Source organism: Gracilibacillus sp. HCP3S3_G5_2, assembly GCF_052063305.1.
GTDB lineage: Bacteria > Bacillota > Bacilli > Bacillales > Amphibacillaceae > Gracilibacillus.
On sequence record NZ_JBQHXU010000011.1, the window covers coordinates 80575 to 93215 of the forward strand.

At 37.2% G+C, this 12641-nt stretch carries 9 protein-coding genes; 1 reads left to right on the plus strand and 8 read right to left on the minus strand.

Features of this window, described 5'->3' with window-relative positions:
* The 7 genes from yycF to ACTNEP_RS16275 form a co-directional block, all read right to left on the minus strand.
* Window positions 1–705 carry a response regulator YycF gene (gene yycF / locus ACTNEP_RS16245; RefSeq protein ID WP_441163040.1) on the minus strand — a complete coding sequence of 235 codons (705 nt, stop codon included), beginning with the start codon at window positions 703–705 and terminating at the stop codon, window positions 1–3.
* 255 nt (window positions 706–960) lie between these two features.
* A complete protein-coding gene (locus ACTNEP_RS16250; RefSeq protein ID WP_441163041.1) occupies window positions 961–2364 on the minus strand; it encodes a peptidoglycan DD-metalloendopeptidase family protein in 1404 nt (467 codons plus the stop codon).
* Between the two features lie 304 nt (window positions 2365–2668).
* Window positions 2669–3958 carry an adenylosuccinate synthase gene (locus ACTNEP_RS16255; RefSeq protein ID WP_441163042.1) on the minus strand — a complete coding sequence of 430 codons (1290 nt, stop codon included), beginning with the start codon at window positions 3956–3958 and terminating at the stop codon, window positions 2669–2671.
* A gap of 313 nt (window positions 3959–4271) precedes the next feature.
* Complete coding sequence (gene dnaB, locus ACTNEP_RS16260) at window positions 4272–5633, minus strand: replicative DNA helicase (RefSeq protein WP_441163043.1); 1362 nt, start codon at window positions 5631–5633, stop codon at window positions 4272–4274.
* A gap of 80 nt (window positions 5634–5713) precedes the next feature.
* Window positions 5714–6160: a 50S ribosomal protein L9 gene (gene rplI / locus ACTNEP_RS16265; RefSeq protein ID WP_441163044.1), complete on the minus strand. Its 447-nt coding sequence runs from the start codon at window positions 6158–6160 to the stop codon at window positions 5714–5716.
* Window positions 6157–8136 carry a DHH family phosphoesterase gene (locus ACTNEP_RS16270; protein WP_441163045.1) on the minus strand — a complete coding sequence of 660 codons (1980 nt, stop codon included), beginning with the start codon at window positions 8134–8136 and terminating at the stop codon, window positions 6157–6159. The genes rplI and ACTNEP_RS16270 overlap by 4 nt, the downstream gene beginning before the upstream one ends.
* 28 nt (window positions 8137–8164) lie before the next feature.
* Window positions 8165–9097, minus strand: a complete 933-nt coding sequence (locus ACTNEP_RS16275) for a YybS family protein (RefSeq protein ID WP_441163046.1) — start codon at window positions 9095–9097, stop codon at window positions 8165–8167.
* A 410-nt stretch (window positions 9098–9507) separates the two neighbouring features.
* Here ACTNEP_RS16275 and ACTNEP_RS16280 point away from each other — a divergent pair, with 410 nt between their 5' ends.
* A complete protein-coding gene (locus ACTNEP_RS16280) occupies window positions 9508–10281 on the plus strand; it encodes an HAD family hydrolase (protein ID WP_441163047.1) in 774 nt (257 codons plus the stop codon).
* A gap of 221 nt (window positions 10282–10502) precedes the next feature.
* Here the strand turns inward: ACTNEP_RS16280 and serA are convergent, their stop codons facing one another.
* Complete coding sequence (gene serA / locus ACTNEP_RS16285) at window positions 10503–12089, minus strand: phosphoglycerate dehydrogenase (protein WP_441163048.1); 1587 nt, start codon at window positions 12087–12089, stop codon at window positions 10503–10505.
* Window positions 12090–12641: the final 552 nt, after the last annotated feature.

The following is a 12641-nucleotide window of genomic DNA, read 5'->3' on the forward strand; positions in this document are numbered from 1 at the left end:
TTACCCCTGTTCAGGATTTCGTAAATAATATCCGACACCTCTCCTAGTTACAATCCATAACGGATTACTCGGATTATCCTCAATTTTCTCTCTCAGCCTTCTTACCGTTACATCGACCGTACGGACATCACCATAGTAGTCATAACCCCAGACTGTCTCGAGTAAGTGTTCTCTAGTCATGACTTGACCAATATGGCGTGCAAGATAATGGAGTAACTCAAATTCCCGGTGTGTTAGCTCAATATAGTCCCCATCTCTTGTAACCGTATATGCGTCTGGGTGAATTACCAATGAACCGATCGCAATATCTCTTGTTTCGCTTTTTTGGTTAGCTGGTTCTACATCCAAGCGGCGTAAATTAGCCTTCACCCTCGCAATTAACTCTCTGTTACTGAAAGGTTTCGTTACATAATCATCCGCCCCAAGCTCAAGACCAAGAACTTTATCAATCTCTGCGTCCTTTGCAGTTAACATAATAATTGGCATACTATGTGTTTTTCTTACTTCCCGGCACACTTCATTACCATCTTTCTTCGGTAACATAATGTCTAATAAAATCAGATCGGGATTTTCATTTACGGCAAGCTCAATTGCTTCTTCTCCATCATACGCACATAATACTTCATAGCCTTCTTTTTCTAGGTTAAACTTTAATATATCTGCAATTGGTTTTTCGTCATCTACCACTAATATTTTTTGACTCATAGCAAGCACGTCCTTTTTCCATTAATTTTTCCCTTATCTTATATTCTAACCGAAATAATCCAAAATGTCTTATAGCTACTATTATATTGTTCTAATCATCCTACTATAAATGGAAAAAAAGTGTCCAGTCGAAAAACACCCTCCATTTAGGTTGGAAGATAACGTCATGAACATGTTGATTTCTTCCCCTTTATACGTAAAAACCCTTGTTACCATTACTGTAACAAGGGTTTGCTTTTATCTAATTGTTGGATGTTAGAAAAAGTCAGCTGGATTTTTTAGTGAACCATCTTTATACACTTCAAAATGTAAGTGAATGCCTGTTGAACGACCAGTTGTACCCATAACTCCGATTTTTTGACCTTGTTCAACAGTTTGTCCTACTGATACATCAATAGATTCCAAGTGAGCGTAAACAGTGCGGTATCCATTATTATGGTCGATTTCTACCTTGTTACCATAACCACTGCTGTCCCAACCAGCAGAAGTTACTTTTCCATTATCTGCTGCTAAGATAGAACGGTCACTAACACCTGCAATATCGATTCCTTTATGCTGTCTACCCCAGCGTTCACCCATATGACTGGTAATGTGTCCACCAACCGCTGGCCATTTTATTTCTCCTGTACCACGTGAAGAAACTACCTTCGAACCTTTTACAATTACTTTATTCGTCGGTTCTTTAATAACATTTTCATCGATAACCTCTGTATCCACTGTTTCGCCATTCACTTTTTGAATACGATAATGTGTTTCAACAGCACCTTTTTTACCTTTTTGTTTCACTTCTTCTTCGCCTTTATACATCTCTTCTGACTCTTCTACTTCTGTTTCATAATCGATCTCTTCTTCTTCTAGCTTTTCTTCCGTCACTATAACCTCTACATATGGCTCATATGCTGTTACATTTAACTCATCACCGACTTTAATCAATGAATCCTCTGTTAAATCTGGATTTAATTCCATTAATTCATCTAATGAAAGATCATACTTACTTGCAATAGAACCAAGAACTTCGCCATCGTCTACTTCATGCTTTTTGTTTTCTAACGTTCCTTTTTCCAATAAAGTAATACCTTCTTTAACCGTTAAGATTTCATCTTCTAAAACTTTTTCAGGTTCTAGTGAAACGTTTTTTGTTAAAGAAACGTCTATAATAGTAGACTCCCCTACTGATAATGGTTCAGTTTCTTCTGAATCATTATCTATTTTTTCTAATATGTCCTTGCTCACATATTTCTCTTTATACTCTTGGATCACTTCTTCTGCCTGTTCTTTATCTGCAAAATAACCGACTACTTCATCACCGATGGTTAATGCCTGTGCCTCTACAGCTAGCGTTAATTCTTCTTCCAGATAATGCAACACTTCTTGATTATCTGCTTTAGAAGAAAAAACCTTCTCTGGCACATAGTCAACCTCTTCTCTAACTGTATATGTAATGTCATTATCATCTTGATGTTTCGAAATTTTGTCGGAAATATAGTCCTCTACTATTTCTTTGCTTTCTACAATTCCGGCATGCTCATTATCAACATACACATGATAGACGTTGCTTAATTCTGCTTCATTCGCAAATGCAGTTTGTGACGTAAGACCTAATGCTACAATACCAACAATTGCAAATTGCCTGATACTTCCTTTCCTGCTTAAGCTCATAACTAGCTTCCTCCTATAACCCCAACTACTATATAAAATCTATTTATCTTCAATTCAAATCATTTACCTTCCCCAATCTATCATAAAATAAAACATCATTAAACATTTTTAATAGTAATGTAACAAAACTGTATAATAAAACCCAATTATTTACATGTTTTGTAACAATAGGCGAATATACCTAATGTCGTTTTATGATAGAATGGGGTAAATTTACCCTATTCAACCCTTTATTCCATATAAAAAAGGTATAAACCCTCTTTCACCTAAATGAACTGGGTTTATACCTTTTTCATATCATTTATTAATTACTATAAACACTTCTTACCACATTCGTTTGTGAACGATCTGGTCCAACGGAAAATATCGATAACGGAATGCCTGTAAGCTGAGAAATACGCTCTAAATAGTGACGCGCATTTTCTGGTAATTCATGCAAGCTCTTCACACCAGTGATATCTTCTTTCCATCCTGGCAATTCTTCGTAAACTGGTTCACACTCTGCAAGTACTTTTAAACTGGCAGGGAATTCTTCCATTACTTCCCCTTTATACTTGTAAGCTGTACAGATCTTTAATGTGTCAATCCCTGTTAATACATCAATCGAATTCAAGGATAAATCAGTAATCCCACTAACTCGACGAGCATGGCGTACGACCACACTGTCAAACCATCCAACACGTCGAGGTCGACCTGTTGTTGTACCATATTCATTCCCTACCTCACGGATTTGATCTCCGATTTCATCATGTAATTCCGTCGGGAACGGTCCGTCACCAACACGTGTAGTATAGGCTTTTGATACTCCTACGACATGATCAATTTTAGAAGGTCCTACACCAGAACCAATCGTTACACCACCTGCAATCGGGTTGGATGATGTCACAAATGGATACGTACCTTGATCAATATCAAGCATTACTCCTTGTGCCCCTTCAAAAAGAACACGACGTCCATCATCTAATGCATCATTTAATACAACCGATGTATCTGCAACGTATTTTTTCAATTGCTGTCCGTACTCATAGTATTCCTCTAATATATCTTCTACTTCTATACGATCTGTCTCATACACTTTCTCAAAAAGACGGTTTTTCTCTTTTAAGTTACTTTCTAATTTCTCGCGGAAAGCTTCTTTGTCTAATAAATCGGCGATACGAATGCCGACGCGAGCAGCTTTATCCATATAAGCTGGTCCAATTCCTTTACCTGTCGTACCGATTTTGTTGACGCCTTTATCTTCTTCTTGTAACATATCTAGTTTTACATGATAGGGTAAAATAACATGTGCTCGATTACTTATTCGTAAATTGTTGGTGCTGACATTTTTATCATGTAAATATTTTAATTCCTCTACCATGGCTTTTGGATCGATAACCATCCCATTGCCTAATACACAAATTTTGTCATCAAAGAATATGCCTGAAGGGATTAAGTGTAGTTTATATGTGATACCATCAAATTTTATGGTATGACCTGCATTATTTCCACCTTGGTAACGTGCTACTACCTCTGCGTTTTGTGAAAGAAAGTCTGTAATTTTGCCTTTTCCTTCGTCTCCCCATTGTGTTCCAACAACGACTACTGAAGACATAAACGGCACCTCCGCCTTATCAATTTATTCATTCCGAACTAATTCTACCAATCTTACCGAGCAATGTCAATTTAATTACGAACATTTTTGATCATTTTATAATTATCGTTCGTGAAAATCTACTTTATCAATCTATGCTCTATTATGAACATCAACTATTCAGACTATACCAAGCCTTCTTCGTTTTTATATAGTTCCGCTGGTTTCTATGTAATGAACATTTGTTATCCCTCAACATATCTACCCTTCAGCTTGGAGTGGGGCCTTACAACGAACCCGTGATAAAGAAAAAAAGGATAAGGACGCTAGATCCTTATCCTGGTGGTATATCACTATCCTGGTAGCGATGGTCCAAGTCTACGAATTTATTATATTCTTTTACAAAGGCTAGTTCGACTGTTCCAACTGGACCATTACGTTGTTTCGCTAAAATAATTTCGATAATATTTTGCTTTTCAGATTCCTTATCATAGTAGTCATCACGATATAAGAATCCAACAATATCAGCATCCTGCTCAATACTTCCTGACTCACGTAAGTCAGACATCATCGGTCGTTTATCCTGACGGGATTCTACTCCACGAGATAGCTGTGATAATGCGATTAATGGCACATTTAATTCTCTTGCTAATCCCTTTAATGACCTCGAGATTTCTGAAACCTCTTGTTGGCGGTTTTCTTGGGAACCTGCACTCCCTTGAATTAATTGCAAATAATCGATCAGAATCATCCCTAGACCGTGCTCCTGTTTTAAGCGACGGCACTTGGAACGAATTTCACTTACTCTAATTCCTGGTGTATCATCGATAAAAATACCTGCATTGGATAAGCTCCCCATTGCCATCGATAATCTCCCCCAGTCCTCTTCTTCCAGTGAACCTGTTCGTAATCGCTGGGCATCAATATTCCCTTCCGCACAGATCATACGATTGACAAGCTGATCAGCCCCCATCTCCAAACTGAAAATAGCGACATTTTCATTTGTTTTAATCGCGACGTTTTGGGCAATATTTAAAGCAAAAGCTGTTTTCCCCACGGACGGTCTTGCTGCAACAATGATAAGGTCATTACGTTGAAAACCTGATGTTATTCGATCTAAATCACGAAACCCAGTAGGAATTCCGGTAACTTCCCCTTTATTTTTATGCAATTGATCGATATTATCATAGACTTGTATTAATACATCTTTTATATTTTTAAAAGAAGAAGCATTCTTTCGATTAGATACTTCTAATATTCGTTTTTCAGACTCATTTAATACTTCTTCTACTTCATCTTCCTTCGAATAACTATCTGTCACAATATCTGTTGCGGTTCGAATTAGTCTTCGTAGAATCGACTTCTCTTCGACAATTTTGCAATAATAAACGATATTAGCAGCAGTAGGTACAGCATTTGCTAAATCACTTAAATAAGAGACTCCTCCTACATCATCCAACTGTTGCCTATTTGCCAAAGCAGTTGTAGCTGTCACAATATCTATCGGTTCCCCTTTATCGGACAATTCTAACATGACACGATAAATAATTTGATGGCTTGCTCGATAAAAATCTTCTGGCATTAATATTTCCGTCGCGCTGGAGATAGCATTCGGCTCCAAAAAAATCGCACCTAGTATCGCCTGTTCTGCTTCTATATTATGTGGTGGTGTCCGTCCTTGAATGGTGTCTGTCATATCTCTACCCCCTCTCACTTACAAACCTTATCTCTTTTCTCTCATTAGAAAAAGGGAAGTGGCATCAACTTCCCCATTATTTATGCCTCCACAACATGGACTCTGATAGTACCTGTTACTTCCGGATGAATTTTTACCGGTACATTTGTATAGCCTAACGAACGAATTGGCTGATCTAATTCAATTTTACGCTTGTCCATTTTTATTTGGTAATCCTTCTTTAGCACTTCAGCAATTTGCTTACTTGTGATGGAACCGAATAAGCGTCCGCCATCTCCAGATTTAGCCGTTAATGTCACTTCTATATTTGCTAGCTTTTCTTTTAATTGTTTCGCTTCTTCTACTTCCTGCTGTTCTAGTTTCTTTTCTTTCTTTTTCTTAGCATCGAGTGCTTTCATATTTGCCTGATTTGCTTCAATAGCTAAGTTATTTTTAAGCAAGTAATTACGTGCATATCCATCTGAAACGTTTTTTACTTCCCCTTTTTTTCCTTTTCCTTTTACATCTTGAGTAAAAATCACTTTCATTCTGTTTCTCCTCCTTCAAAATACTCATCGATAATTTCTTTCAACCATTCATAGGCATCAATAACAGCCATATCATCTAATTGTGTCGCTGCATTGGTCAAATGCCCGCCACCATTCATTCTTTCCATTATCACTTGAACATTGACATCTCCGAGCGATCTTGCACTAATGCCGATACGGCCATCCTCCCGCTCAGAAATGACAAATGATGCTTCGATTCCGGTCATCATCAACAATGTATCGGCTGCTTGTGCAATAATGACAGGGCCATATCTTTCTCGTGAATTTCCTACTGATATAGCAATATTACCACGATAAATATTGGTATTTTCAATTAACCTGCTTCGTTTTACATAAATATCTAAATCCTCTTTCATAAACTTCTGTACTAATATCGTATCTGCACCTTTGGACCGTAAATAGGAAGCAGCATCAAACGTCCTAGAACCCGTACGTAATGTGAAACTATTGGTATCGACAATGATACCAGATAATAATGCTGTCGATTCTAACATGGATAACGAAAGGTTACTAGGCTGATATTCCAGCAATTCTGTTACGAGCTCTGCAGTTGAGGAAGCATATGGCTCCATGTAAACAAGGGTCGGATTATCCACAAACTCCTCACCTCGTCGATGGTGGTCCAAAATCACGACATGCTCTGTTTTATTAATTAATTTAGGCTCTTGCACCAATGAAGGTTTATGTGTGTCAACGATGACTAACAGTGTATCTTTTGTCACAATATCTAAGGCTGATCCAGGGTCAATGAAATGTGACCACAATTCCTGATCGTCTTTCATTTCATCTACTAATCGCTGAACTCCTGTATTTATATCATCTTCATCTAATACAATAAATCCTTCTACATTGTTTGCTTGTGCTATTTTTAACACACCGATTGACGAACCAATCGAATCCATATCCGGAGATTTATGCCCCATCACTAAAATCTGGTCACTCTCTTTGACTAATTCCTTTAAGGCGTGTGAAATTACCCTTGCCCTAACTCTAGTCCTTTTTTCCATTGGGTTTGTTTTACCACCATAAAAACGTACTTTGCCTGATTCATCATCTTTAATAACAACCTGATCTCCACCTCTACCTAATGCTAAGTCAAGGCTTGATTGGGTCAGCTCTCCCAAATCTGGCAAGTTTTCGCTTCCCAAGCCTATTCCGATACTTAAGGTTAAGGGTACATTTTTATCAGTAATTAATTCACGAACCTCATCCAAAATCTCAAATTTTGATTTTTCTAAGTCTGACAGAATTTGTTGATTCAGCACCGCCATAAAGCGCTCCTGTGATGTTCGTTTCAAATAAATACCATGCTCATTCGACCAATTGTTTAAAATAGAGGTAACCTGTGAATTGATTTGGCTTTTCGCTGTATCATCCATATTTTGCGTGATTTCCTCATAGTTATCTAAAAAGATAATACCGAGCACTGTTTTCTCATTCTGGTACAGCGTGTGAAGCTCCGTTTGTTTCGTTCGATCAAACAAATATAGTAATCGTTCTTCTTTTTTATGATATATTTGAAAATCATATGATCCAATCGACATCCAAAATGATTCTTTGTCATCTTTCAAATAGGAAGTAATATCTTCAGATAAGACGTCAAGTTGTTCTCCAATTATCGAGTCAGTTTCTGAGAACTGACCCATATAAGGATTTGCCCATTCTATCTGATCGTCTTCTCCATATAAGATAATTCCAATCGGCATCTCTAACAGGGCTTCTTCGCCAACTTTTTTGACACGATAAGACAGTGTAGATATATATGCCTCTGTTTGGTCCACCAGTTGCCTTTCGCGCTGAATGCTGTAATACAATGAAACAGAAAACAGAACAGTCATCGCGATACCTATTATCCAATGGTAATAAAATAGAAAAACTAATAACACAAAGGACAAAAGATATATCCCGATTATATGCCTCCCTATTGCAACTGGCTTATCTTTATTTTTTGGCATTGCTGTCAGCTCCTAACTAAAGTACCCTTTACTTTGCCATTCTTTTTCTTAATTCAAACCCTAAATCAATTATACCTAAGATTCTGAGCAAATAAAGACCCATGAAGGGAAAAAATACGAGTAAAAGAATACTAATAACTGGTAATGCAAGTGATTGTTTCTTTTCATGAGTATAAAAGAAAATGAAGGATAATCCTTGTAGAGCCATTAATATGCCTGCTAATTGGTACACATTGGATACGATCACCCCACCCATAGTAGTGTAATCTCCTGCAACAAAGAAGGAAGCAAGTAGTACGATGAAATAAATCCAGAGAATAATTTTAGGTAAATGAAAGCTGCGGAATGGCGGAAAATACAGCTTTTCCTGTCGCATTTTATTTATTACTTTATAGCATATCCATTGTGTGAATATTGCCATCACCATGGAAACAACTACTAACATGACTGGCATTAACTGTAGCATATTCATCATTTCTTGATGGATGAGATCAAAATCCTGTTGCCCCATCCCTACCGCTTGGAACAACTGCTCTGTCCTTTGGACGGAATCTTCTATTGCCTGTTCAAAAGCATCCATAACCGAAAACTGCAGTACTGTTTCAATATAAGCATAAATGAGTACCAGTCCTAAAACATAACCAGCCGTCCCTTTGGCCCAGGTTTCATAAGGATGCTGCTCTTGCTTTATTGACCAACCGATCATTCCTCCACTAATTAACGCTAGCAATGTCAGTGGAATTGAAAATACAGGGGCAACAAAAAGAGCAAAAGATAACAAAATAAGCATGGCTATCATCATCCATTTTATGGAATAATCTTTCATTAATAAGATAACTGGTATTGGTAGCAAAACCAGTGTAACTACTTGGAGAAATGGAATGAGTATCGTTAATAACAACAGCAGGATAAAGATCCCCACATATATATAAAAATCTTTTTTTACAGGCTGCTTATCCATTGAGAAACCACCTTTACTACTTCTATTTGACTGAAAAAGCACAGCAGGAAAGCGCTGTGCTTTGTTATCGGCCACATTTACTATATTCATTATATATGAACAACCATTCCGCGACAAATTAAATTCATTATAACGTAAAGTACCAACTTTTTTGATGATTGGTGAAGGTCTTTCATCCATACTAGTTATTGCATCATTAAAAAAAGTGGCTCTTCTACGACTTCGGCAGAATACTGTGCTTTTCATGGGGGTGGACTTCAGCCTCCGTTTATTATTCCAGTGATCCTATCCTCATTTTCTCTTCCGTTGATTTCACTTACTGCTAGTTTATGCAATATCTACAAAAGGCTATGCGTTGATCACTTATTTCCCGTATAATATAGGAAGAATGTGTAGAGGAGGAGCAGTAAATGATTAAGACGATAATTTTTGACCTTGATGATACACTTTTATGGGATAAGAAAAGTGTCAAAACCGCTTTTGAAGAAACCTGTCAATTAGCGAAAGAAAAATATGGAGTAGATCCAGAAAAGCTGGAAGAGGCTGTCCGTGAACAAGCGCGAAAACTCTATCAAGGATATGAAACATATGAATTCACCCAAATGATTGGTATTAACCCATTTGAAGGACTGTGGGGGAATTTTCTCGATGACCATACATATTTCAAAAAAATGGCAGAGATTGTGCCTAACTACCGTAAGGATTCCTGGACAAACGGCTTAAAACAGCTAGGAATCGACGATCAGGAATTTGGTGCTTATTTGGCAGAAAAGTTTCCCGAAAATCGCAAAAAAAATCCTTTTATCTATAAAGAGACATTTTCTGTTTTAGAAAAATTACAGGATGACTATCAACTAATCATGCTGACGAATGGCTCTCCTGACCTGCAAAATACGAAGCTAACCATTACTCCGGAACTAAAAGATTATTTTGACCATATTATTATCTCCGGAGACTTTGGTAAAGGAAAACCAGATCCAAGTATTTTTGAGCATGTATTAGCAACGGCCGGTGTCACAAATGAAGAAGCTCTCATGGTTGGTGACAATCTTATGACTGATATTCTTGGGGCAAATCGAACCGGAATTAAGAGTGTCTGGATCAATCGTGAAAACAAAACAACTCAAGATGTCAAGCCTACGTATGAAATCAAACATCTGGAAGAGCTATTTACATTACTCTAATTAACCGTAAAAAAATAGAGGTGGGACAAAAGAGTTGGGAAGAAGGAAAATCCGAACGTTAAATACCATATGGCCTAGTCGCTTCGGCAAAATACTTTGCTTTCCCTGGGCACGGCTTCAGCTAGTGCTGTTCCCATAGGAGTCTCGGTATTTTGCCTACGCTGAATCAGATATTTGGATCCTCCTTCTCCCTATTTCGTTTGTCTCAGCCTCATCATTTGTTATAATTCCATTGCTGTTAATTTTTCAATTTCTTCCATTTGTTTTAGAAGTTCAATTTCTTCCTCTTCTAAATATTTATCTATCGTTAGAATCATTATCGCTTCTCCACCAACATCTGAACGACCTACTTGCATCGTCGCAATGTTAATGCCTCTTTCAGCAAGCAAACTACCTACCTTACCGATAACACCAGGGCGGTCATTATGCTTAATAACCACAAGATCACCTTCTGGTACCAGATCTACACTATAGGCATCCACTTGAACAATACGAGGTCCTAAACCATTGAGTAATGTACCTGCTATAGAACGTGTCACTTCTTTTGTTTTCACTTCTACTTTTAATAGGTTGGTAAAGCCTTTTGTCGTGGAGGACTTATTTTCATTAACTTGAATACCTCTTTTTTCAGCTAAGTAAGAGGCATTCACATCATTGACATGGTCACCTAGGTGGCGTTTTAATAAACCTTTAATTGTATTTCTTGTTAATGGTGCTACTTCCAACTCCGTTAATTCCCCAGAATAATAAATATTAATCTCTTCAATAACACCAGGGATAAGATAGGTTAAAAATGTACCTAGTTTTTCAGATAAGTAGAAATATGGTTCGATCTTATTCATCAACTCTTTCGGTACAGAAGGTAAGTTAACTGGATTTTTTGCTACTCCTTCGGTTAAATAACGAACAACATCATGACTGACATCAATTGCTACATTTTCTTGCGCTTCTACTGTACTTGCCCCTAAGTGTGGGGTTGCAATCACTTCAGGTAGTTCTAATAAACGATGATCAGTTGCAGGTTCCTCTTCAAACACGTCTAATGCGGCACCTGCTACTTTTCCTGATTTGATAGCATGATAAAGTGCGTCCTCATCGATGATACCACCGCGAGCACAGTTAATTATCCGTACTCCGTCTTTCATTTTTTCGAAAGCGTCTTTATTAATTAAATGCTTGGTTTCCTTCACTAGTGGTGTATGAACCGTGATAAAGTCCGCTACCTTAATAACATCCTCGACTGAACCAAAATCAACACCTAGTTTATCAGCTCTTTCTTTCGTTAAAAACGGATCATAGGCAATTACATTCATTCGCTGCCCCTTCGCACGAGCGGCTACTTCTGCACCAATACGACCCATACCAATAACACCTAATGTCTTACCTTTTAATTCTACCCCAACATGGGTTTTGCGATCCCATTTACCATTCTTCAATGCTACAAATGCTTGCGGGATCTTTCTGGCCAACGACATCAGCATCGCAACCGTGTGCTCTGCAGCCGAATTAGTGTTACCATCTGGGGCATTTACAACGATAATGCCGTATTCTGTTGCTGCACTTAAGTCAATATTGTCTACCCCGACACCTGCACGACCAATTATTTTCAGATTAGATGCTTTACTAATAATATCTCTCGTTACTTTCGTCTGACTTCTAACTAATAATGCATCATACTCTCCAATCTTCTCGATCAGTTCATCAGGAGATAAGCCAGTATCAATGTCTACTTGCACGTTGTCTGCTTCACGTAATGGTTTAATTCCATCTTCACTTAATGGATCACTAATTAGTACTTTAAATGTCACAGTTGTCCCCTCCAGAATTTATATTTCATGTAAAAAATCTCGACCTACTTTATTAAGTGAAATACTTCACTTATGTCCACTTAACCTCCATTATAGCATGTCTGCACTTTAATAAATAGAATGGAATTAAGAAAATTTTGACACTTTACTTTCCTGTTATCTTACTTTTATTCAAGTTTTCTCTATCATAGCAAATTAAAAGAGATTGTCAATACAAATTAGTGATATTATTTATTAACGTTCGTGTTTTAGGTGTTTTTTGTATGTTAATATCTATACAAAACTCATAATTTAACCTAAACACGAACATTAATCCCTTGGGTGCATTACTCTTGATTTTGGGTATTTATATATTTTTTTTACCGTATTAAAAACTCAACATCTTGAAAGAGAAATTATGGGTACTTTGAATTATCGTTTGGAAAATTCTTAAATTAATTTATTTTAACAGAATAGAAAATTATGTGTTCTGGAATTCCCGAGTGAAGGTATAATTTAAGAATTTTAAAAAGCCAACAACAGACCACATGTTAGTAGCTTGGTCTGTTGTTT

Bases quoted from the DNA above. Each gene is read 5' to 3' on its own strand.
- ACTNEP_RS16255 (WP_441163042.1), bottom strand. From the start codon at position 3,958: ATGTCTTCAGTAGTCGTTGTTGGAACACAATGGGGAGACGAAGGAAAA.
- ACTNEP_RS16275 (WP_441163046.1), bottom strand. From the start codon at position 9,097: ATGGATAAGCAGCCTGTAAAAAAAGATTTTTATATATATGTGGGGATC.
- ACTNEP_RS16280 (WP_441163047.1), top strand. From the start codon at position 9,508: ATGATTAAGACGATAATTTTTGACCTTGATGATACACTTTTATGGGAT.
- ACTNEP_RS16250 (WP_441163041.1), bottom strand. From the start codon at position 2,364: ATGAGCTTAAGCAGGAAAGGAAGTATCAGGCAATTTGCAATTGTTGGT.
- yycF (WP_441163040.1), bottom strand. From the start codon at position 705: ATGAGTCAAAAAATATTAGTGGTAGATGACGAAAAACCAATTGCAGAT.
- rplI (WP_441163044.1), bottom strand. From the start codon at position 6,160: ATGAAAGTGATTTTTACTCAAGATGTAAAAGGAAAAGGAAAAAAAGGG.
- ACTNEP_RS16270 (WP_441163045.1), bottom strand. From the start codon at position 8,136: ATGCCAAAAAATAAAGATAAGCCAGTTGCAATAGGGAGGCATATAATC.
- dnaB (WP_441163043.1), bottom strand. From the start codon at position 5,633: ATGACAGACACCATTCAAGGACGGACACCACCACATAATATAGAAGCA.